The organism is Pseudomonas sp. B2M1-30 (genome assembly GCF_025447575.1).
GTDB classification, from domain to species: domain Bacteria; phylum Pseudomonadota; class Gammaproteobacteria; order Pseudomonadales; family Pseudomonadaceae; genus Aquipseudomonas; species Aquipseudomonas botevensis.
Window position 1 is genome coordinate 243099 of the sequence record NZ_JAOEJT010000007.1, and the last position, 22819, is coordinate 265917.

The 22819-nt window shown below is 62.4% G+C and carries 20 protein-coding genes; 4 read left to right on the forward strand and 16 right to left on the reverse strand.

What is annotated here, in order from left to right; genetic code table 11:
- The first annotated feature begins 37 nt into the window (after positions 1–37).
- Together N8H74_RS16425 and N8H74_RS16430 are read left to right on the forward strand one after the other, a co-directional pair.
- Positions 38–619 (forward strand): NAD(P)H-dependent oxidoreductase, encoded by a 582-nt coding sequence (locus N8H74_RS16425; protein ID WP_262148815.1) that lies wholly within the window; start codon positions 38–40, stop codon positions 617–619.
- Positions 620–820: 201 nt separating this feature from the next.
- Positions 821–1231, forward strand: a complete 411-nt coding sequence (locus N8H74_RS16430; protein WP_217831092.1) for a MerR family transcriptional regulator — start codon at positions 821–823, stop codon at positions 1229–1231.
- A gap of 69 nt (positions 1232–1300) precedes the next feature.
- Here the strand turns inward: N8H74_RS16430 and N8H74_RS16435 are convergent, their stop codons facing one another.
- From N8H74_RS16435 to N8H74_RS16485, 11 genes are all read right to left on the reverse strand, one after another.
- A complete protein-coding gene (locus N8H74_RS16435) occupies positions 1301–3916 on the reverse strand; it encodes an MMPL family transporter (protein WP_262148817.1) in 2616 nt (871 codons plus the stop codon).
- A gap of 30 nt (positions 3917–3946) precedes the next feature.
- Positions 3947–4783 (reverse strand): outer membrane lipoprotein-sorting protein, encoded by an 837-nt coding sequence (locus N8H74_RS16440; protein ID WP_262148819.1) that lies wholly within the window; start codon positions 4781–4783, stop codon positions 3947–3949.
- A gap of 70 nt (positions 4784–4853) precedes the next feature.
- Positions 4854–6086: a DUF1302 family protein gene (locus N8H74_RS16445; RefSeq protein WP_262148851.1), complete on the reverse strand. Its 1233-nt coding sequence runs from the start codon at positions 6084–6086 to the stop codon at positions 4854–4856.
- A 68-nt stretch (positions 6087–6154) separates the two neighbouring features.
- Positions 6155–6919 carry an SDR family NAD(P)-dependent oxidoreductase gene (locus tag N8H74_RS16450; RefSeq protein ID WP_262148821.1) on the reverse strand — a complete coding sequence of 255 codons (765 nt, stop codon included), beginning with the start codon at positions 6917–6919 and terminating at the stop codon, positions 6155–6157.
- Positions 6916–7653, reverse strand: a complete 738-nt coding sequence (locus N8H74_RS16455) for a 3-oxoacyl-ACP reductase family protein (RefSeq protein WP_217831097.1) — start codon at positions 7651–7653, stop codon at positions 6916–6918. Before N8H74_RS16455 ends, N8H74_RS16450 begins: the two co-directional genes overlap by 4 nt.
- A gap of 9 nt (positions 7654–7662) precedes the next feature.
- Complete coding sequence (locus N8H74_RS16460) at positions 7663–10533, reverse strand: aminotransferase class III-fold pyridoxal phosphate-dependent enzyme (protein WP_262148823.1); 2871 nt, start codon at positions 10531–10533, stop codon at positions 7663–7665.
- A gap of 54 nt (positions 10534–10587) precedes the next feature.
- On the reverse strand, positions 10588–11793 hold the full coding sequence (locus tag N8H74_RS16465; RefSeq protein WP_262148825.1) for a beta-ketoacyl synthase N-terminal-like domain-containing protein: 1206 nt from the start codon (positions 11791–11793) through the stop codon (positions 10588–10590).
- Positions 11790–13085: a beta-ketoacyl-[acyl-carrier-protein] synthase family protein gene (locus tag N8H74_RS16470; protein ID WP_262148827.1), complete on the reverse strand. Its 1296-nt coding sequence runs from the start codon at positions 13083–13085 to the stop codon at positions 11790–11792. Before N8H74_RS16470 ends, N8H74_RS16465 begins: the two co-directional genes overlap by 4 nt.
- Complete coding sequence (locus N8H74_RS16475; RefSeq protein ID WP_262148829.1) at positions 13082–14140, reverse strand: beta-ketoacyl synthase; 1059 nt, start codon at positions 14138–14140, stop codon at positions 13082–13084. The genes N8H74_RS16470 and N8H74_RS16475 overlap by 4 nt, the downstream gene beginning before the upstream one ends.
- A 1-nt stretch (position 14141) precedes the next feature.
- On the reverse strand, positions 14142–15416 hold the full coding sequence (locus N8H74_RS16480; RefSeq protein ID WP_262148830.1) for a beta-ketoacyl-[acyl-carrier-protein] synthase family protein: 1275 nt from the start codon (positions 15414–15416) through the stop codon (positions 14142–14144).
- Positions 15417–15427: 11 nt separating this feature from the next.
- Positions 15428–15997 (reverse strand): acyl carrier protein, encoded by a 570-nt coding sequence (locus N8H74_RS16485; RefSeq protein ID WP_217831103.1) that lies wholly within the window; start codon positions 15995–15997, stop codon positions 15428–15430.
- A gap of 522 nt (positions 15998–16519) precedes the next feature.
- Between N8H74_RS16485 and N8H74_RS16490 the strand changes: the two genes are divergently transcribed.
- Positions 16520–16864 (forward strand): cupin domain-containing protein, encoded by a 345-nt coding sequence (locus tag N8H74_RS16490; RefSeq protein ID WP_003197542.1) that lies wholly within the window; start codon positions 16520–16522, stop codon positions 16862–16864.
- Positions 16865–16954: 90 nt separating this feature from the next.
- Here the strand turns inward: N8H74_RS16490 and mmsB are convergent, their stop codons facing one another.
- Positions 16955–17842 carry a 3-hydroxyisobutyrate dehydrogenase gene (mmsB, locus tag N8H74_RS16495; RefSeq protein ID WP_217831104.1) on the reverse strand — a complete coding sequence of 296 codons (888 nt, stop codon included), beginning with the start codon at positions 17840–17842 and terminating at the stop codon, positions 16955–16957.
- 10 nt (positions 17843–17852) lie between these two features.
- Positions 17853–19379 carry a CoA-acylating methylmalonate-semialdehyde dehydrogenase gene (locus N8H74_RS16500; protein ID WP_217831105.1) on the reverse strand — a complete coding sequence of 509 codons (1527 nt, stop codon included), beginning with the start codon at positions 19377–19379 and terminating at the stop codon, positions 17853–17855.
- A 149-nt stretch (positions 19380–19528) separates the two neighbouring features.
- Between N8H74_RS16500 and N8H74_RS16505 the strand changes: the two genes are divergently transcribed.
- A complete protein-coding gene (locus tag N8H74_RS16505; protein ID WP_262148833.1) occupies positions 19529–20476 on the forward strand; it encodes a LysR family transcriptional regulator in 948 nt (315 codons plus the stop codon).
- On the opposite strand, the gene N8H74_RS16510 is transcribed toward N8H74_RS16505, so the two are convergent.
- From N8H74_RS16510 to N8H74_RS16520, 3 genes are read right to left on the reverse strand one after another with little or no spacing between them, the layout of a single operon-like run.
- The gene (locus tag N8H74_RS16510; protein ID WP_262148835.1) at positions 20473–20967 is read right to left on the reverse strand and encodes an OmpA family protein; all 495 of its coding nucleotides are present in this window, start codon (positions 20965–20967) and stop codon (positions 20473–20475) included. The genes N8H74_RS16505 and N8H74_RS16510 overlap by 4 nt on opposite strands.
- A gap of 5 nt (positions 20968–20972) precedes the next feature.
- Positions 20973–22241, reverse strand: coding sequence for a diguanylate cyclase (locus tag N8H74_RS16515; RefSeq protein WP_217831108.1), 1269 nt, complete (start codon positions 22239–22241; stop codon positions 20973–20975).
- Positions 22238–22813 (reverse strand): YfiR family protein, encoded by a 576-nt coding sequence (locus N8H74_RS16520; protein WP_217831109.1) that lies wholly within the window; start codon positions 22811–22813, stop codon positions 22238–22240. The genes N8H74_RS16515 and N8H74_RS16520 overlap by 4 nt, the downstream gene beginning before the upstream one ends.
- Positions 22814–22819 lie beyond the last annotated feature (6 nt).

Genomic DNA, 22819 nt, shown 5'->3' on the forward strand with positions numbered 1-22819 from the left:
CAGACTCTATCCTGTGAGCTTCATTTCAGGAGTACACATGATGAGCAAACGCATGCTCGTGATTCTGGGTCATCCGTCCACCGACAGCTTTTGCGGCGCCCTGACCGACACTTACGTCCGGGCCGCCAAGGAAGCCGGCCATGACGTGCGCCTGCTGCGTCTGGATGCGCTGGACTTCGACCCGGTCCTGCACGAGGGTTACAACAAGGTCCAGCCCCTGGAGCCGGATCTGCTGCAGGCCCAGGCCGACATCACCTGGGCCGAACACCTGACGTTCGTCTATCCGATCTGGTGGGGCGGGATCCCGGCGCTGTTCAAGGGTTTTCTCGACCGGATCCTGCTGTCCGGGTTCGCCTTCAAGTACCGCAAGGGCAAGGCCTTCCCGGACAAACTGCTCAAGGGCCGCACCGCGCATCTGCTGGTGACCATGGATACGCCGCCCTGGTACTACAAGTGGATCTATCGCATGCCGGGCCTGCACCAGATGCGCAAGACCACCCTGGAATTCTGCGGCATCAAGCCGACCAAGACGCTGACGTTCGGGCCGATCCTGGGCTCCAAGCCGGAACAGCGTGACGTCTGGCTGGAGCAGGCGCGCCTGACCGCCGCCGCCAGCTGAGGCTTTCCCGCCTGCACCACTGACGGCGCCAACGCGCGCCGTCAGCCCCTCTCCGGGCTCGCGCCGAGGCCCGTCCGTCACCTGTGCGCGTCATTTGCGCACAGTTGCAACGTTTTGAATGGTATTGCTCTTATAATCGCCCCCGATCAGGCATGAGGCCTGGTCGCGCCATGCGCTGTTTGATCATCGAGACGGATCTTTATGTATATCGGCAAAGCCGCCCAGCTGTCGGGCACCACAGTCAAAAGCATTCGCCATTACGAGGAAATCGGCCTGTTGCCCGAGCCCAAGCGTGAAGGCAAATACCGCATCTACAGCCAGCAGAGCGTCGAGGTCCTGACGTTCATCAAGTGCGCCCAGCAACTGGGCTTCAAGCTCAAAGAGCTGCAGGTCATCCTCAACAACTATCGCGGCGACAACTTTCCCTGGGACATGGCGCAAAAAGCGATCGCCGAAAAAAAAGCCGAGCTGGTTTCCCAGATCGGCGATTTGCAGCAAGTCCACGATGGCCTCGAAGCGTTTGAAAACAACCTCAACGAAGCCCGTCAGGAATGTCAGTTCGAGCGTATCGCCCGCCACGGTGAAAAAAAGCCGGCCAACATGCTGAACTGAACACCCTGCTGCGCCACATGACCTGGCTCGCATGCCGAATCGCGGCATACAGACCGGGCCGGTGGCGAATCAACCGGCAACAGCCTCCCCTGCTTCGTGCGGTGCCGGCACCTTCGGCGCAACCGGAGCAATCGCGCCGAAGAACCATGGCGAAACCAGGGTCACCAACACAATGGTCATGACCCCGCTGGAGAACAGCGCCATGGCCACCAGTGCGCCGAGGTCGACGATCGGCTTGAAGTCGGAAAACAGCAGCGCCATGAAGCCCACGGAGAAGATCACCACGTTCATCACCGTGGAGCGACCGACGCTGTGCATCGCCTGCAGAATGGCCGCATCGATTTCAATTCCCTGCTGCACCAGCAGCTTGATCCGCGACAGCAGATGCACCGCATAGTCGACCACCCCGACCACCAGGAACGTCACCAGCGTCGTACCGATGTTCAGCTCGATGCCGAACAGGAACATGAAGCCGTAGACGGTCACCGAGGTGGTCAACAAGGTCAGCATGCCGAGCAAGCCCAGGCGCACGGATTTGAGCCAGTACATCATCATCAGCGTCACCACCAGCAACGCCAGGGAGAAGCTCAGCACCTGGCCCTGGGTGATTTCCTGTAACACGCCGGTCCAGATCAACGGGGTGCCGGCGTGCGTCACTTCAAGGTTCGCCGGTTTGTTGACCAGCAGCCAGGCATCCAGCCGATCGAGCATGGCCTGATAGTCGCTGGCGACCGACGAGGTCATGGTGTACAGGGTCAAGGCCTTGGAGAAGTCGGCGTTGAGTACGTTGTTCAGGTCGGAACCACCACCGTTTTCAAACAGCATCACATGCTGTTCGATCAGCGAGTTGCCCGGCACTTCGAACTGCTCGACCTGCCCTTCGTCATTGACCGACGTGACCTTCTCCAGCGCATTCGGCACGCGCAGGTATTCAGGGTTCATATCGTTGAGCACCAGGTTCATGCGCTTGACGTAGGTGGCCAGCGAGTAGCCGTAACTGATGTTCGGCTGCTGCTTGATGAAGTGGTCGAGCTTGTCGATGAACTGCACCACTTCGGTGGTCAGCACGCCGCGCGGCTCCTTGCTGTCGATGGCGATCCAGCCCGGTGCCGTGCCCGCCACCCTGGCGTGGTTGATGAACTGGTCAGAGACGCGGATATGGCTTTCCGGCTTGAAATAGGCAATGCCGGAGTCTTCGATGTCGACGCGGAACGTGAACACCGTCGCCAGCGCCAGCAGCGGCACGACCACCACCAGGATCGGTTTGCGCAAGCGGATCATCCAGGCACAGAACGCGACCAGATACCGCGAGATGATCGATTCCTTGTGGACGACAACCCGGCTCTGAGCCACCGGGTCCTTGCCCCAGATCGAGATCCAGGCCGGAATCAGCAGCAATGAAATGATCAGCGCCGCCGTCAGGCCGATGGACATGAACACCCCGAAATTGCGGATGCTGACAATGTTGTTGGTGGTGGAAATCATGAACGTGGCGATGGTCGTCACCGTGGTCAACACCACCGGCACCACCATCAGCCGCTGGGTTTCGCGGTTGGCTTCGCGGTTGCTCTTGCCGGCGCTTTTCTGCTCGTAGTACTCGGCCATCACATGGATCGCGTCGGAACAGCAGATAGTGAACAGGAACACCGGCAGCACGCTGGTCAACAGGTCGAATGGCACGCGCAGCAACGCCATCAGCCCCAGGGTCCAGATGGTGCAGAACAGAATGTTGAACAGCGGCAACACCACGCCCAGCGGTTTGCGGAAGAAGAACACCAGCAACAGGGTGATCAACACAAACACGATGGGAAACAGCACCGCCAGGTCGTGATCGATGATTTCCTGCTGGGCGGCGATGAAGATCGGCATCCCGGCGATGAAGATCTCGTCCGTGTACTCGGGGTGATCGGCCTGATACTGGGCGACGATGCTGCGCACGATCTGATAGGCGCGCAATTGCGCCTGCGCGTCGTCCTGTTTGGTGCCGAGTTCGGCCACCAGCATGGCGACTTTCTTGTCCTTCGACACCACGCCATCGACCATCAGCTCGTTGCCCATGATCTGCGATTCGACCACCGCCGGATCCATGTCATAGGCATTGAGGGTCTTGTGAATCAGCAACTCGCCATCGTCGGTCAGGACGATGTTTTCCAGGTCGCCCATCGACGCCATTTCGCGGATCGGGTTGATGCGTTCGGCGAGAAAGGTCAGGAACAGCTGGTCGTGGGAATCCCAGTTCTGGCTTTGCGCATGATCGCGCAGGGCCTTGGCGTTGGCGTAGTCGTTCTGGGAGAAACCACCCTCCAGAATGTCCCGGGTCAACAACTGCGCGCGGCTGTCGTCCGGGTGGCGGGCGACGATTTGCGCCAGGGTGTCCTTGTCCGCATCGTTGGCCAGAATCATCTTGCGCACCGACTGCGACATCGAGAACAGCGCATTGAGCGTCTGCTTGTTGAACACCGTCTGCGGGTTGTTCAGCGCCACCATCACCGAGTCGAACGTGCCGGTGAACTCACCCTGCAGATCGATGATGGTCTTGCGGGCCGGGTGGTTTTCCTTGAGCAGGTAAGGGTTGGTGTCGGAAACCAGCGCGCCCAGCGTATAGGTGAAATACGCCGTGATCGCCACCAGCAGGAAAACAATCGCCCGCGCGTGGCGCTCGACGAAATTCAGATATCTTTCCATGATCATGCGTTCCAGGGTCAGGGTCGGAGCTTAGCGGGCAGACACGGCGTATTCCGGCAGGTCGCCGGTTTTCAGCCCGCGCTTGATCGCGGTCTGGGTGAACAGGCGATCTTCCAGCGGCACGTTGTACTGCAACTGGTTGAAGCGCATCTCCGAGCGCGTGCCATCGATGAAGTGTTCGGTTTCGCTGAGCACGATGCTGTCGATCGAATCGATGGTCTCGACTTTCTGGGTGCGCATCTGCTTGATCAGCACGCCTTTGACGTCGAAGAAATCCTGACGCATGACCAGCAGATTCTGCTTGTCGATCCACACTTTCAGCTTGTTGTAACCGGTCTTGGCCAACACCTCGGGAGAGGTCGGCTCACGTTCGATCACGTAGCAGTCGCGGTCCTTGATCGACTCTTCGCCCAACAGCTTCTGCGAGTAATCCTTGACGCGGATCTTGTCCAGGTCGGCGTAGGAGTACTCGCTGCCCATGAACGAGCCGCGCTTGTCGGTGGTGGAGATCCGACGGGTCTGGCGGCTGACCGGCAGGTACATCCACTGGCTGTCTTCCAGGCCCAGGGTTTCGTGGGGGTTTTCGATGTGGAACGCCACGTCGCGCACATCGGTAGGGGCGGAGAAATACATGCTGAATTTGTCACTGTCCGGGTAGTCCTTTTGCAGGTAGGTGAACTCGCGAACCCGGGTGTTGCCCTTCTTGTCGTGAAGGATCAGCGACACCTGGGACATGAAGCTGGTGCCGTCGTTGCGGTCGCGCACCTGGCGCATGATGTCGTCGGCATTGCTGGCGTCGGCGGCGCCGGCACACGCGCTTCCCAGGATCAGCGCGGCGGTGGTCAGGCTTTTGAAAATCGGCAACATGAGAACTTCCCTTTTCGTTGTATGGGTGCAATGGATGCCCACGTCGGCAGCGGCACGCAGGCGCATGGGGTTAGAACAGATATCCGGCGGACAACCGCACTTGATCGTGCTTGCGGTATTCGCCAAAGGTTCGGTCGGGCTTGCCGAAGAACACGTCCACTTCCAGACCGAGCTTGATGTAGTCCACCGGTTTGTAGGTGAAGATGCCTTGCAGCAAGGCGTTGTCCTTGAACGGTGGCGACGCGGCCGCCACCAGTCGACTCTTGAGTCGGTCCTGCCAATGGGTGCCTTCGGCCGACAGGGTGAACAGCGGCTCGCGCTTGTCCTGGACCATGCCGTCCTGCCAGTCGAGCAGCACCTGTTCCTGCCACTGCGCGGAGATCAGCCAGTCGCGGAACAGGTAGTCGAGCCCCAGCAGCGACTTGACCATCGGTGTGCTGTCGGCGCCGTGGGCGCGGGTCGGATTGGTCACCCGCCAGTTGTCGAAATACGCGACCTCGCTGCGCACCACGATGCTGTGCCCGGCATCAATCGCCAGCCCCGCACCGCCCATGGTGTAGCGTGGAAACTGGCGCTCCAGGCGTGTGCGACCATCGTCGGCCAGCCCTTCGACGGCATACACCGGGTCCTGCTGGCGGGCGCTCAGCGCGACGAAACTGGTGTCCACCGCGCCGATCCGGCCATTGGCGCTCAAGCCATAGCCGTACCCGTCATGACCGTCGTAGCCGGGCTTGGAATCGACCACGAAATACTGCGGATCGGGCGTGGCGAACAGCGGTGCGTCGAATTCGCTGCCCGCCACCGGCGCACGGTTTTTCACGAAGTCGGTGATCCACAGCGCTTCCAGTTCCCACTCGCCCAGCGGCTGCGCAAACCGCACCATCGGCACCGCGATGCGGCTGTCTTCCAGCAGCGGCGTCACGCCATCGCGATAGTCCAGCGGGTTGACCTGATCGAGCACTCGCAACTCATCGGCGCGGCCCCAGACCACTTGCTGCCAACCCACCGTCACCTCGCCGTCACCCAATGAGTGACCGACGTACAGATGCCGCCAGTCGGTGTCGAAGCGGTACTTGTCCCGCGCCCGCTCGCTGTACGGATTGTTGCCGTCATAACGCGCGTCGTAACGCACGCGGCCCTTGGCCTTGTAGTAACCGCCGTCCCAGCTGTCTTCCAGATTGGCCTTGAAATACACGGCCTTCTGGGTGACCTGATCGTCGCCATGCAGGCGCAACGCCGTGGCGATGCCGATCTCGGCGTCGGCGTAATCAGGCTTGAGATCCTCGGCGGTGAGCTCGGCCATGGCGGCCGGCGCCGCCACGCACGCCCACACCGTCCACGCAATGCGGTTTATCGCTGATCGAGGCATCGTTACATTCCCAACCCGACGCCGCCATCGATCACCAGACTCTGGGCCGTCACCCCGCCCGCCTCCGGGCTGGCGAGATAACGCACCATCGCCGCCACCTCCTCGCTCTGGATAAAGCGGCGCATCGGCAGTTTTTTCTTCGCGTTGCGCACGATCTGTTCCTGGGTCAGCCCGGCAATCGCCGCTTGCGTCGCCAGCTCGCCCTGCAGCATCGGCGTGTCGATCCACGCCGGCAGGATCGCGTTGACGGTGATCTGCCGTGGCGCCAGATCCAGCGCCAGCGCCTTGGTCATGCCGACGATGCCATGCTTGGATGCGCAGTACGCGGTGTTGCGCACCTTGCCGGCGCGTCCGAGGATCGATGACATGTTGATGATCCGCCCGCGATCCGGCATCAGCGCCAGACACAACGACGTGACGTAGAACGTGCCGTTGAGGTTGACCGAAATCACCTGATGCCAGTTCTTCAGATCCTCTGGCTCGTTCTCGTTGCAGATGCCGGCACTGTTGACCAGCACGTCGACGTAATCGAGCTGCGTGCCCAGGGTCTTGAAGAACGTTTCCATGGCCGGCAGATCGGCGATGTTCGCCCAGTGGGTTTCGACCCGCGCCTTGATCTGTTCCTGACGCTCATCCACCCAGCGCTGCAGCTCCGGCAGATCCATGTCCAGCAGGATCAAGCGGCTTTCGGCGTCGCCGGCAAAATCCTCGGCCACGGCCCGACCGATGCCCTTGGCGGCACCGGTGATCAGAATCGTCCGGCTCATGGCATTTTCAGCCCGCCGTTGACCGGCAGGACCTCCCCGGTCAGGTACAGCCCGCGATCGGCGATGTACAGCACCGCCTCGGCGATTTCCTCGGGTTCGGCGTAACGCTTGATCAGCAGACGCGACTGGATTTCCTCTTCCTGGCTGCCGATCAGCGCGGTGCTCATCTCGGTCTTGACGATGCCCGGCGCCACCGCGTTGACGCGGATGTTGCGCGGCGCCAGCTCCACGGCCAGCGCGCGGGTCAACGCATCGACCCCGCCCTTGGCCGCCGCGTAGTTGCTCTGGCCCTTGCCGGGCTTCTGCGCGGCTACCGAGCTGATATTGACGATGCACCCGCCACGCTGGCGGAGCATCCCCGGCACCACCTGCTGGCAGCAGAGCAAGGTGCCGATCAGGTTGGTCTGAATCACCTCGACGATGTCCCGTGCCGGCATGGTCGCCAGCAACCCGTCACGGGTGATGCCGGCGTTGTTGACCAGCAGATCGACGCGCTGGAAATGCCCGTCGACCCGCTCGAAAAACCCCTTGATGCTGTCGCTGCTGCTGACGTCGCATTGCAGCGCCAGGCAATCGATGCCCAGGCCCTGCACCTCGTCGCGCAGCGCCATCGCCGCCACTTCGTCACGCACATAACTGAACGCGATCTGATAACCCGCACCCGCCAGGGCCAGGACAATCGCCCGGCCGATGCCACGGCTGCCGCCGGTCACCACTGCTACTTTATTCGGCATGAGCGTTCCTTAGAGCGAGTTGTCGGTTTTGAACTGCGCGAGGCTGAACCCGTGGGTCGCCGCCAGTGCGCGAATCTGCTGCACCTGCTCGCGGCTGATATCGCCATAGGAGTAGTGCTGCTTCATCCCGGACAGGCCCATCAACACCGACTCGGCCATGCACGCATACAACTGACCCTGCTTGAGGTAGGCACGCACGTTCGGCGCCAGGCCATCGCCCAGCGGCGTCTGCACGATTCCGCCGTGCATGTAGAGCACGTCGGCGCGTTGGCTGGAGAGGTTCTGGTCCACGTTCAGCGGTACGGCGATGTCGCAGATCACGCTGTTTTCCGCGAAATGCTGTGCGTCGAGGAATGGCTGCGGAGCGTTCGCCGCACACAGCACAATGCGCGCCTGCTTGAGCACTTGCAGGTCATTGCTGACGGTAATGAATGCCTGGGCGCCCAGACGCTCTTCGACCAGTTTCGCCACGCGCTGACCGAGGTCGGCACTGGCGCCGTGGGCCTGCAACAGGGCATCGAAACCTTCGATCTGCTGCAAGCGACTGGCAAGGCGATCCTGTTCGGCAACACCTTTGAGAATCGCGCGGGCGGCTTCGGCGTAAATCTGCTGGGCGGTTTTTTCCAGGCGGCGCAGGGAGCCGTCACGACCACTGCCGATCAGAATCAGATGCTCGACGCTGGTGGACAGCAGCGAGGCATAAGTCGAAGCAATGTTGCCCGCCGCACCGACCACTGCCGCCGTTTGCCGGCCGAGTTCCAGGCCTTGTTGCTTGCAGCCCTGCTCGATGGCTTCCAGGCCCATGCCGATGGTCAGCGCGTTGCCCGAGGTCAGCGCCATGTCCGGGATCTTCAGCGCCTGGCAGTTGTTGGTGACGATCGAGGTGTACATGCCCAGCCCGGCGACGCTGTAGCCATCGGCGCGGGCGTCACGGATGCGGTTGCCGACTTCGTCGCGGATGGTTTCCAGATCGCCACTGGCGATGTACTCCGACATGGCATCGGAATGCATGCACAACGGGTACAGGGTGAACTCCACGGCGGTGCCGAGCTTCGAGCGGATCAGCACCGGGCCGATCGGTGCGGCACGGCGTTCCGGCGCCATGCGCTTGATGAACTCACGTTTCTGTTCAGGGCTGAGGGTCGACAGCGACGGGTCGACGTCGCTGAGCATGTCGGCATCGATCAGGTGATTGATGAACGCCACGCGAGCCACCACGCGCACGTTCTCGTCAGACTTTGGGAGGCTTTCATCTCCCTTGAAGCTGACTTCGCGGGCCGGTACGCCAGGGATGGTATCGGCCAGCACACCGGCGGCCAGCGGGAAGGCGTCGCGCCGACGCAGCATGTCGCAGACCTTCTGCAACGAGCCGATCAGACCGTCGATTTCCTCAAAGGTGATGCACACCGGCGGCTCCAGGCGAATCACGTTGGCGTTGCTGCCCGACGGCGCCACGCGTAGCGACTCGAACTGCAGCAGGTAGCCGGCGATGATGTAGCCCAGCGCATCGTTGTATTGAGCAGAAGCCTGGACCAGCGAGCTGGTGCCGGTCAGGTCGTGCAGTTCGAAGCCCAGCAGCAGCCCGCGCCCGCGCACGTCGGCGATCACGTCCGGGTATGCCGCCTGGAGTTCCCGCAGCGAAGACTTCAGGTACTCGCCTTTCTTGTTCACGTCCTTGAGCATCGCGCTGTCGTTCTCGAACAGCCGACGCAGCGCCGAGAGGGCGATATGGCAGGACGCATCGTCTTCAGCGAAGGTCGAGCTGTGGATGTAACTGAAATCGACTTCGTAATGGCTGGCGCGGATCACCGTCGCGGCAATTTTCATCAGACCGCCGCCCAGGGCCTTGGACAGGCAGTAGTAATCGCCCTGCAAGTTGAAATGGCTGGCGCCGAGCAAAGTGCCGGTGCGGCCGAAACCCGATTGCACTTCGTCAATGACCAGCGGGCAGCGTTGCTCGTTGCACAGGCGACGCAGACCCAGATAGAACTCACCGGCAAACTCGTTGATCCCGCCTTCACCCTGGATCGGCTCGAGCAGCACGGCGGTGATCGCGCTGAACGGTTCACGGCGCACGCGCAGGGTTTCGCCGCTCCACTCAAGGCCCAGCCAGTGATGGGTATGACGGGCCGGCAGGTCTTGCAGTTGCTGCGGCTGCTGCGGGTCGATGAACTCGACGTTGAGGCCAAAGCGGGCGAACGGCTTGCGGTATTGCTTGCCGTAAGTCAGCTGGACGGTGTTCACCAGTTTGCCGTGGAAGCTGCCACGCACCGCGAGGAACACCGGCTCGACATGCAGTTGCGCGAGGTTGTGCTGACGCACCGCTTCGGCCACCTGACGCACAGTGACGCTGGACAGATTTTGCGGAAGTACACCGGCCGGCAGGTCCAGATCGTCGACGTCCAGTTCGAAGTAAGCCTTGTCGCTGGCAACCAGATTGGCCAGTTCGAAATCACGCTCGTCGAACTGCGTCTGCAAGTTCTTCTGACGGCGGAACTCGGCGTGCTTGACGGCGATTTCCACTGACTCGGCGCCGCTGTTGGAGAAGGTCGAAATGTAGTGTTCGTTGTTGTTCAACTCACGGTTGAACGCCTCGCTGAGTTCACGCCCCAGCTGACCGGCCGCGCTGCGTACCGACATCTGTGCGTTGAACGGCACGTCGGCGCGCAACAGGTTGCACAGTTGATCGACGAATTGCGGGTCGTTGTGGCCGTGCAGCGCAGCACCATAACCGCCGAGGAAGTCGGTGACGGTCACTTCCGCGCCCTGCTTGTCGCGGTAAAACAATTTGCTGCCCAGCGCCCGATGGAACTGGCACTCCAGCCCCAGGGCCTGCATCAGTTCAACGAATTTCGGCCGTACGTAATCGCGGTAATCCATGACAGTTCTATCCCTTGAGTAAAAAATTCAGAAACGCTTGGTTGCGTCAGACGGTCAGTCGGCCGCGTGAAAATCCAGTTGGTAACAGGCGCTGAAGCCGTTGTCGTCGCGGTTGATCACCAGGCAATCGTGCAGCACCGCGTCACGCGGTTCGCCCATCACAAACGGCAGGTGCGGATTCACCGGCTGCTCCAGTCCGATGACCGGGGCAATGCTTTGCGCGTGCAGGGTCTGGCGAGCGAGGATCAGATCGACCAGGCTCGGCGCGCCGCTGAGAATGCCGGTCAGCGGCGTGCTGCTGGTGATGTGCGCGGCGCCGGTGCGGGCCAGCGTGCGGGCCAGATCGGCATCCTTGTGCGGGTCGCCGCTGGCGCTGCCGATCAGCAGATCCACTTGTTTGTCCGGCAGGTTCAGCGAGTCCACGCGCGAGTGGGCGAACAGGCCCGAGAGGCAGGTCTGCGGCCCTTCCGGCAAGTCGTCGGCACGCCGCAGAATCAGCGCCGCCGCCCCTTCGCCGGCAATTCCGCCGCGACCCTGAAGATCGAATCCGCGCAGACTCTGCGAACCGTCAGTGCCGATCACGCCGGCCTCGGCCAGTGCGGCCAGCGCCAGCGGATCGAGCTCACTGCCGGCGCCGACCACGATCGCCGCATCGATACGGCCGCTTTGCAGCGCCGCGCAGGCTTCGCGCAACGCCGCCAGGTTGCCGGCCACGCCTTGCATGTAGGCGTTGCACTCGCACTCCAGTTTCAAGGCGAGGCTGACGATGCCGAGCAAACCGTTGCTCAGGCTCTTGAGCACCAGGAAGGGATCGAGCGCGCGCTCCTGCAAGACCTTTTGCGCGAGGCGTCGCATGTCGGCGCCGGTCGGCGTCTGGCATTCATGCAGCAGTTCGCCGTAGGACGTCAGCGACGGGTGGGTGTAGCCGCCCTGGCAGCAATAGAGGCCGTAGCGCAGCCCGTCATTGCCCGGCTCAAGCCCGGCCTCGGCCAGCGCCTGACGCACCGAGCTGACACCCCAGATCACCGCCGGCGGGCAGTAACGCTGAAGGTTTTGCGCAACGTCCTTGCGGCTGCGTTGATGGTCTTCGTCGTGAACATGACCGAACGCGGCAACACGCTCGCTGTGAAACAGCGACGATTGCAGCGGCATGATCGCGCTGCGTCCTTCACGGGCCGCCGACCAGAAACGCTCGACGCCCCAACCGCTGGGCAACACACAACCGCTGCCGGCGATGGCAATACGCGCAATGGCCGTCATTGTCCGTGCTCCCGATATTTGCCCAGGGCCAGCGACGTGTTGAGGCCACCGAAACCGAAGGAGTTGCTGAGGGCGTAATCCACCCGGCGGCTGACCGCCTCACCGGCGCAATAATCCAGGTCGCACTGCTCATCGGCGTCGTGCAGGTTCACCGTTGGCGTGACCAGATCGTTGAGGCAGGCCAGCGCGGTGACGATGCATTCCGGCGCCCCGGCTGCGGCGATCAGATGACCGAACTGTGATTTGTTGGCACTGACTGCCAGCGCCCGGTAGTGCTTGTGTTCGGCAAACACCTGCTTGATCGCCAGGGTTTCGGCGACATCGTTGAGCGGCGTAGAGGTGCCATGGGCGTTGATCAGATCGATCTGTTGCGCACGCAGTCCGGCATCGTCCAACGCCGCCTGCATCGCCAGTGCCGCGCCCCGCCCTTGCGGTTGCGGCGCGGTGACTTTGTAGGCATCCAGACTGCTGCCGAAACCCAGCACTTCGGCATAGGGCGTCGCGCCCCGGGCCAAGGCGTGTTCGAGACTTTCCAGCACCACGAAACCACCGCCCTCGCCGGCAATCAGGCCGCTGCGATCGCGGTCGAACGGGCGACACAGATCGGCGCCCCAGCGCTGTTCTCCGGAAGCCGCACCGAGCAGGTACAGAGCGGCCATCGTGTCGAGGTTGAGCACCGAATCGGCGCCACCGGCGAGCGCGACATCCACTTCGCCGCGACGGATCATCTGGAACGCATTGCCGATGGCCTGAGAGGCACCGGCGCAGGCACTGCTGATGTTGACCACCGGCCCTTCGCAGCCCAGGTCGTCGGCGATCACTCGGGCCAGACGATCATTGCTCTGACACAGCGAACCCTCGGCGCTGACATCAGCGCAGCGTGGCATCAGGTGCTGCCAGCCCGGCGCGCTGCCATCCGGCGCCTCGGTCAACAGCATGTCGGCGAGCATGTGTTGCGGCGCGCCGGAGGCACACAGCACCGCCGCACCACGCAGTTGCTCCAGAGCGAGGCCGCTGTCGGCAACGGCCTGGGTGGCGGCCACCCAGCCAAAGCGGCTGCGTTTTTCCAGCGGTATCGTCCACGCCGGATGGCCCTGCAGTTTTTCCGGCAACAGGCTCATGTCCACGGGCGCCGCGTAGCGCACCGCGAATGCCCCGTCCGGCACATCGTCCGGTTGCCATGGGCGTACGCAGTGTTCGGCGCCGAGCATTTTTTCCCAGAGGGTCTGCCATTCGAAACCGAATCCGGTGACGGCACCCAACCCGGTGATCACAATCCGTGTCTCGCTCATGCGTGCTTCTCCATGGTTTCACTGGCCAACAGCAACGCCCCCCAGTGACCGGCGCGGGTGTGGCTGACGAGCAGCGTGTAGCCGGGCGTCGCCGCTGATTGACGAGCGTGATGCAAACTCAGCGCGACCTCGGTCAACAGGCCGCTGGCGCCCAGTTCACCGGTCATGGCGCGGGTGCTGCCGAGCGCTTGGCTCGACGCAGCAAACAGCTCGTTCAATTGCGGATCATCGGGATTGCCGACGATTCGTCCGACGTCGCCCAGGCACAGTTTTTCCCGGCCCAGCGCCTGGTCGATCACCCGTCGGCCGACCGCTTCGGCCCGTTGCGGATCGGCGCTGTAACCCCGGGCAAACCCGGCGACGCGCAAGGCCTGCGTGGCGTCCTGCGAAGGTGTCGAACTCAGCAGCAACGCGGCGGCGCCCTCACCGAACACCGGCTCGCTCGCCAGACCCGGCTCACGCAAATACAGCGCCGGGGTCAGGTTCGGGCTGCTGCTGACCACCAGCGCAGCCTCGGCGTTTTGCTCGCCAATCTGCTGGCAGGCTTCGATCAAGGCGTCGAGCCCGGCGTTGTCCTGGGAGCAGAATCCGCCCATCGGCCCGTGGCAGTTCAGCGCTTCGGCCACGTAGGCCATCACGCTGCTGTTGAGCAGGGTCAGCGCATGCAACGGCGGCGTATTGGCCAGCAGTTGGGCGAGTTGTTTGTGCGGCTGCTCGATGATCGCTTGCACCGCGTCCCAGCAAGGGCTTGGCGCGTCGACCTCGGGAATCGCCGCCGTCAGCGCAATCCGCGCCGGTGGCAGATCCAACGCCGCCAATGTCGGCGCCAGGCGTGCTGCGCAATGCAGCAGACGCAGGCCCTGCGGCTCGACACTGCGCTGGATCTTGCGGTCGAACAGGTCGCCGGGCAGGCGCGGGGTCGGCAGCGCGAAAGCCTGGCGGCGAGCGTCGAATACCAGCGGCTGGGCGCTCGGTGGCGTGCCGAGCAAATCCGCGCATTCACTCCCGGCAGCGTTCAGGATCGCCGCGTCATTGATGTAGATGGCTCTGTTCATCTCAGGCCCTCCCCAGAATCAGCGAGCTGTTGACGCCGCCGAAACCGAACGAGTTGGACATCACCACATTGATCGACTGGCGCATCGGTTCGCTGAGAAACTTCAGCGACGGGTATTCGGCACGCTCGTGGTCGTAATTCAGGGTCGGCAACAGCACGCCGTCGCGCAGGCTCATCAGCGACAGCACTGCCTCGATCGCCCCGCTGCCCGCCAGGGAATGACCGATGGCCGACTTGTTGGCGGTGAACGTCATGACGTCCTGGCACTCGCCAAACAACCGTTGCAGCGCCAGCGCCTCGCAACTGTCGTTGGCCTGAGTGGAGGTCCCGTGGGTGTTCACATGCTGCACGGCGCTGCGCAACAGCCCGGCATCTTCAATTGCAGCTTCCATGCATTCCTCGTATTTGCTGCCATCCCGGCTGCTGGAGGTCATCTTCTGGGCTTCGCAGACATTGGCGTAACCCAACACGCGCCCCAGTGGCGCGGCCTTGCGACGGCGGGCATGTTCGGCGGACTCGAGAACGACCATGGCCGAACCCTCGCTGATCACAAAACCGCTGCGATCGGGCATGAAGGGGCGACTCTGTTCACTCACCGGCAGATCGGCCTGGCACAGCGCCCCGAGGCTGTTGAACATGTAGTAGGGCAGCTCGTTGGCCATCAGCTCGACAGCGCCGCAGAGCGCCAGATCGATCTCGCCCCGCTCGATCGCCCGGAACGCACTGCCGATTGCCATGGTGCCGGCGGCGCAGGCATCGGAGTGGGTCGAAATGTGATCGCGGATGCCGAGGCGATCGGCCAGGTACTGGGTCTGCTGGTCGACCCGGCGCACAAACGTCGCACTCGATGCCGCCGGGGTATCCAGCAGACGATCCAGGTTCACGCGCCCGGTGTCGTCCATGCAGCGGCTGACCCGATGCAGATCGTGACTGTCGGCACAGTATTTGTTCGCCCCCAGAAACAGACCGCTGCGGCTGTGGGCAAAATCGCTCGGCGTCAGGCCGGCATGCTCCAGAGCCTGCCGGGCGACGTATTCAGCCAACACACTTTGCCGTGGGTGCAGCGCCGGATTGCCGCCGAACCCCGCACCGATCTGCTGCCACTGCGCATCGTCAATGAACCCGGCCGCGCTGTTGGTGAAGCCCAGCGCCTTGAACCGTGGATGTTCGCGTACACAGGACTGCTTGCGGCAAATGCGTTCGAACAACGTGGCGGCGTCCAGCGCCATGGGGGCGACCAGGCCAAACCCGCTCACATAGACTTCTCGTGCCCGCATGAGAAGTACTCCTACACCGTCTCTTGGACGTGAGTGGCGACAAACTGCTCGACCAGTTGACGGGAAACCTCATCGCCATCGGCCGGCACCAGACGTGCGCTGCAAGCACCGCACACCACTTGCTGGCGGTCATTGAGCACCGCCTGGTGAGCGCCGCAATCCGGGCAGTTTGCCGGCAGGTAGTTGAAGAGATTGCGGCACTGGTTGGCCCAGTTGCGCACGGTGGTGGCGGCGAACACTTGCGCCGGTTGCATGCCGGCCTGCAGTTGCTCCGGGGTATAGGCGCTCAGGCTTTGCTCAAGCAGGGCCTTGCCGCTGTCAGTGATGCGGCCGTTGGCGAGAAACTCGCCCGCGTCGCCGCAGACCGCGACGGCGTGATCCAGCACGCTGGTCTTGGGCAACGTGCAGCCATACTGGCGACCCAACTGGAAGCTCAGGTCGACGATGTCCAGCGAGTCGGCGCCCAGATCCTCGACGATACTGCTGTGCTCATCGATTTCATCAGCACTCACCACCAACAGTTGCGCCAGGATTTCGCGGGTGCTGGCGATGACATGTTCCAAGTCCAATGGATTATTCATTTCTATCTCCCTATATGTCGTGACTGATTCAAAAATCGGCATTTGATAAGTAACTTTTCCTACGGTTACTTCTCACGCGGCGGAAATCTAAACTCTGACCTTAAGGGGAGAGTCAACGAACTATTCAAGGTTTTTTAAAAACCTGAGACGGCCGTGCAGACGCCCGGAAATGCTGCCCCCGAATGGTGCAAACATTCTAATCAGACGACATATTTACTTAACAAAGGCGGGGTACGGTGGGCGCGCGCGTAATTGGCTTGATTAATCGCCGAGAGCAACTTAGTGATGGCACCACAGACGTAAAAAGAGCGAATACCGGACAAGTAAAATAGTTATAACTTCATAACCTTTGTTGCAGATCAATACTCCCGTTAATTGATTTTGCAGGAAGGTTCAGTCACTCGTTCGCTTCAGGCCGCCGCAGCGTTTATGGATAACTGCATGTCGAGCACAGACAACTGACCGCCCGTACGGGGCTATACGGTGCATCTTCTGTTTTTTGACCCTGTCAGGAGCCTGCACATGACCGCCCCCATCACCGTTCTGCGTGACACCCACCCGCTGCCGGTACTCGACGCCTGCAAATGGGAAAAACTTGAAGGCGACCCGCACACCGTCAACCTCAACGCCTACACCAGCGAGGACGGCAGCAAGATCATGGGCACCTGGATCTGCACACCGGGCAAGTGGCGCGTGGACTACGTGAAATGGGAGTACTGCCACTTCCAGGAAGGCTATTGCATCATCACCCCGGACGGCATGGCACCGATCCATCTGCGGGCCGGCGACATCTTCGTGGTCGAGCCGGGAATGAAAGGCACGTGGGAAGTGGTCGAGACCGTGCGCAAGTATTTCGTCTTCGCCTGATGCAAAAAAGCCGGGAGATCACCCGACGTGATTCCCGGCAACACTGCTGCATTCGATGTTCAGCCTGTGGCGAGCCACAGGCTTGCGCGATTACTGCGGCTTGCGATAGCTGTTGATGATCGCCGAGAAGTCCTTGCCCCCGTCGCCGCGCTGGCTCATCGCCTGATACAACTGCTGCGCCACCGCACCGAGCACCACCGGTTGGTGCGCCTGACGCGCCGCTTCGGTTGCCAGCCCCAGATCCTTGAGCATCAGCTCGGCACCAAAGCCACCGGTGTAGCCCCGCGAGGCTGGCGCCGTTTCGACGATGCCCGGCCACGGGTTGTACATTTCCGAACTCCAGCAACGCCCGGTCGAACTGTTGATGATGCCGGCCAGCACGCCGGTATCGATCCCCAGCGCATCGCCGAGCGCCATGGCTTCACTGACCCCGACCATCGAGATCGCCAGCAGCAGGTTGTTGCAGATCTTGGCGATCTGCCCGGTGCCGACTTCGCCGCAATGGACGATGTTGCGGCCCATCTGCGCCAGCACCGGTTGCAGGGTCGCGAACAGCTCCGGCGTGGCGCCGACCATGAACGTCAGCGTCCCGGCCGTGGCGCCGCCGGTGCCACCGGACACCGGCGCATCGGCCATCGCCACGCCCTGTTTGGCGGCGGCCGCCGCGACGTCGCGGGCGGTCTGCGGATCGATGGTGCTGCAATCCACCGCCGGTACGCCCTTGCGAATACCGGCCAGCACGCCGTCTTCACCGAGCCAGACACTGCGCACATGCACAGCGGCCGGGAGCATGGTGATGACCAGTTCCGCGTCCTCGGACGCCTCGCGGGCCGATGCGCGGATGGTGCCGCCCAATTGCTCCAGTTCCGCCAGAACGGTTGTGTTCAGGTCTACCAGATTCAACGAATGACCGGCCTTGATCAGGTTGCGCGCCATCGGCGCGCCCATGTTGCCGAGTCCGATAAATGCGATTTTCATGTCCGGTTCCTCAGCGCAGGTTGATGGTGGTGTTCGGGCCGTCGTTCACGCTGTCGTCATCGAACCAGCGCGCCGTCACGGTTTTGGTCTGGGTGTAGAACTGCACCACCTGCTTGCCGTACGGGCCGAGGTCGCCGAGCTTCGAACCTCGGGAACCGGTGAAGCTGAAGAACGGCACCGGCACCGGAATCGGGATGTTGATGCCGACCTGGCCGACGTCGATTTCAGCCTGGAATTTGCGTGCCGCCGCACCGCTCTGGGTGAACAGTCCCGTGCCGTTGCCGAACGGGTTGGCGTTGACCAGCGCAATGGCCTGATCGAGGGTGTCGACTTCCAGCACTACCAGCACCGGGCCGAAGATTTCCTGGGTGTAGATCTGCATGTCGGTGGTCACCCCGGAGAACAGGGTCGGGCCGACGAAGTTGCCTTTTTCGTAGCCCGGCACGCTGATGTCGCGACCGTCCAGTTCCAGTTTGGCGCCTTCCTTGATGCCGCTTTCGATCAGGTCGAGAATCCGTGCCTTGGCCTTTTTCGAAATCACCGGACCGACATCGGTGCCCGGCTCGCTACCGGCGTTGACCTTGAGCTTCTGCGCCAGCGCTTTCAGATCCGGCAGCCACTGTTTGGCCGCGCCCACCAGCACCACCACCGAGGTCGCCATGCAACGCTGCCCGGCCGCACCGAAACCGGCGCCGACCAGCGCATTCAGCGCTTGCTCGCGATTGGCGTCAGGCAACACCACGGCGTGGTTCTTCGCCCCCATCATCGATTGCACGCGTTTGCCGTGCTTGCCGGCCAGGTCATACACATGGGTGCCGACCGCCGTCGAACCGACGAACGAAATCGCCTTGATGTCCTGGTGCGTACACAGGCCATCGACCACGTCCTTGCCACCGTGTACCACGTTGAGCACGCCAGCCGGGATGCCCGCCTCGATCGCCAGTTCGACCAGCAGCATGGTCGACAGCGGATCCTGTTCGGACGGCTTGAGCACGAAGGTGTTGCCGCAGGCGATCGCCATCGGGAACATCCACAGCGGAATCATCGCCGGGAAATTGAACGGGGTGATGCCGGCGCAGACGCCGATCGGCTGGCGCAGGGTGTAGGTATCGACGCCACCAGCGACGTTCTCGGCGAACTCGCCCATTTGCAGAGTGCCGATGGAACATGCGTGTTCGACCACTTCCAGGCCACGGAAAATATCGCCTTCGGCGTCGGCAATGGTCTTGCCCTGCTCGGCGCTCAACACCACGGCGATGCGCTTGGAATGTTCACGGATCAGTGCTTGCAGCTTGAGCATGATGCGCATGCGTGCGCCGATCGGGGTCAGTTTCCAGGTCTGGAACGCGCGCTGTGCGGCGCTGACGGCGGCATCGACTTCAGCGGCGGTGGCGAACGGAACCCTGGCCAGCACTTGCTGGGTCGCCGGGTTGACGATGTCGTGCCACTCGGTGGTCTGCGATTCGACCCACTCGCCGTCGATCAGCAGCTTGACCTTCTGGACCGTGGTTTCGTTGGGCGTAAGCGATGCGTTCATGCTGGTCTCCAAAACTTGTTTTTATCTTGGGAGCCAAGGCGAAAGATTCGCCTTGAGATGAGGCGTGTGTCGCGAATTGGTTGTCGGACTGTTTTTGGAGTATAGATGTGCAAACTTCTAATAAGAACGCACATATAAGCCCGTCCATCATGCAAAAAAACATCACCTCATTGGGGTCGCTGAACTGGGACGACCTCAAGTTCTTCCTTGAAGTCGCCCGCACCCGCAAGGCCAGCACGGCGGCCAAGCGCCTGGCAGTGGACTACACCACCGTGTCGCGCCGGATCAGTTCGCTGGAAGCGGCGCTGGGCACCTTGCTGTTCGAAAAGTCCCGCACCAGCGGCTTCGTACTGACCGCCGAAGGCCAACGCCTGCTGAGCTACGCCGAGTCGATCGAAAGCACATTGCACATGGCCTGCGAGCAAGTCTCCGGCTCCGGGGTCGCCCTGTCCGGGCATGTTCGAATGGGCTGCACCGAAGGCTTCGGCAGCTTCTTCATCACCCCGCAACTGAGCCACTTCGTCGACGCCTACCCGGCGATCTCGGTGGACATCCTGCCGCTGCCGCACTTCATCAGCCTGTCCAAACGCGAGGCCGACATCGTCATCGCCCTGGAGCGCCCTGAACACGGCCCGTACGTGTGCTGCAAACTCTGCGACTACCGCTTGCAGCTGTACGCAACCCAGGAATACCTGGACCAACACCCACCCATCCGCCGCCCCGCCGACCTGGGCAAGCATCAATTCATCAGTTACGTGGATGACCTGGCGTTCAGCTCGGAGCTGCTGTATCTGGCGAACGTGTTGCCCGGCGCCAGCGCTAACCTGCGCAGCACCAGCGTGATCGCGCAGTTCGTGGCGGCACAGCAAGGGCGATCGCTGGCGATATTGCCGTGCTTCCTCGCCGCGCAGGACCCACGCCTGTTGCCGGTGCTGCCTGAGGAAATCGACATTACCCGGCAATTCTGGATGTACTGCCGGGAGGATCTGCGCAAGTTGAAGCGGATCACCCTGTTGTGGGATTACATCAGGGAGGTGACCGAGCGCAATCAGGGTCTGCTGATGGGGCAGACCCGCGTGATGCGGTTCGCCGATTAGTCGGCGCTGACCACAATCGACACCCGGCGGTTTTCGGTGCGGCCGGCCGCCGTGTCATTGGGGGCCACCGGTTCGCTGCTGCCCAGGCCTTGCAGTTGAATGTTCTCTTGCTTCATGCCCACCGTGGTCAGCACCTTGCTGACGCTTTTCGCCCGGCGCAGGGACAGCTGCTGGTTGTAGCTTTCCTTGCCCGAGGCGTCGGTATGACCGTCGACCCTTACGCGCTCGATGCCGACACCCAGCAAGGCCTTGCCGATCTGCTCGACGATTTCCGTGCTTTGCCGGTTCAGGCTTTCGATATCGCTGCCAAACAGTACTTTGCCCGACAGGCCAAATTCCCAGCCTTCATCGGTCAGCTCGAAACCTTGCTGCTTCAGCACGGCGATCTGCGCCGGGGTCAGGCCTTTTTGCGGGGCGGTCTGGCATCCGGTCAGGGCCAGCAGGGTCATCAGCAGAACGGTGGTAAACAGGCGAGTTGCTAGTGAGAACACGGGATTCAGCTCCTGGTTTGAACGTGGGCGACCGGGTACTCCGACCCGGCGGTGAATTGGGCGCCGCGCGACAGGCGCTTGGCCTGGTACATCGCCGCATCGGCGGCATTGAGCAGGGCGCCGGGAGTATTGCCATGATCGGGATAAACCGCGATGCCGATACTGAGCGAGGTCACGACACTGGCGTCCCCCGGCAGCGCAATCGGGGTGTCCATGCTGGCGAGAATCTTGTCGGCGATGCGCTCGGCGTCTTCGACCTTGTGCAGCGGTGTCAGCAGTACCGCAAACTCGTCACCGCCCAGACGCGCAACCAGATCCTCTTCGCGCAACTGCGCCCGCACCCGGTTGGCAACAGCCACGAGCACGGCATCGCCAGCGGCATGGCCGAAGTTATCGTTGATGCCTTTGAAGCGGTCGCTGTCGAGAAACAGCACCGCCACCCGCTCGTTGAGCTTGTTGGCGTTGCGCAGCGCTCGGATCAACCGGCCCTCGAAAAAGGCGCGGTTGGGCAACCCGGTCAGGCTGTCGTGGCTGGCCTGGTGCGCGAGGGTTTCGTTTTCGCTTTGCAGATGGGTTTGCCAGGATTCGAGCTCGTCGAGCAAGGCATTGAAGTCGCTGCCGAGATTGTCCAGCTCGGCGATCCGCGCCGGCGGCACCCGACGATCAAGGGCGCGCTCGCTGCGGGCGGCGTGGGCGACAGTGGCGAGGCTGCGCAACGGGCCGGTGATCCCGCGCAATTGACGGCGCGCCAGATACAGCGCGACCCAGGCACTGATAGCGGTACACAAAACAATCCCGGCCAGACCGCTGAGCAGAAACCGCATCAGGCTGCCGCCATGGCCGGTCAGCAGAACCTGGCCGATCTCCCGATCCTGATGGAGGATCGGCAGGCTCACCGGCTTTTCCAGAATGGTCCGGGCGATCTGCATTTCCAGTTCGGAGATAAAGCCGTTTTCCGGTCGCCGCCAGCGTGCGAGCGACTGGCCCTGGCTGTCCAGCACCTGGGCGTCGGCCACTTCTTCGGTTGACGCGATCAACGCCAGCGCCTCGGTGGCAGCGGCCTTGTCGTTGAAGACCACGGCGGCCTCCACGGTGTAGCTGATCGAACGCGCGATCAACTGCAAGTTGTGGTCGGCGTAGACCCGCAGGGCCAGCACACCGAGCAGCGTCAGCGAAACACTCGCCATGGCCACCGCCACCAGCGCAACGATCAAATGCCCTCGGCCGATCACCGAACCCAGCGTCGGGCGAGCGCCCGATTTGAACAGTCTCATGGTGCCGCCGGCTTGCGGCGCGACAACTGCAACACGCTGGGATGAATACGAACACCACTGCGGGCAACGGAGTCGAGATTGACCTCGAACGATACCTGTTCATCGCCAACCCGCAGGCAGAACAGACTACCGACGGTGCATTGATCACCGCCCTCGCTGATGCTCAACACCGGATGGCCGATCAATGAGGCGAACAAGCGGCTGCGCTCGTCGGCGGTGAGTTTGCCGATGTACACCGCGTCGCACTCGCTGACGATGGTCGGGTTGTCGGCCAGCAGACGGCGCACGATGACCGGCCGGCCGGTGGCCTGGGTCGTGCCCTTGACCAGATCGTCGGTGTATTCGGTAGGACCGACGATGCACAGGCGCAATTGCGCGGGTTCCACCGGCCAGCGCGCATAACTGAGAATGCCGAGGACGACCTGGGTGACCGATCTGGCCCGTTGCTCGGCCATGCCCACTGGCGTTTGTGCTTGAGCGACGACCACTCCCGACAACAAACAGAGCAGACCGCCCAGCAGCATCTGCTTGCAGCCAACGACGCGCTCTGTCGCCCAGACAGCCACCTTCATGCAGGG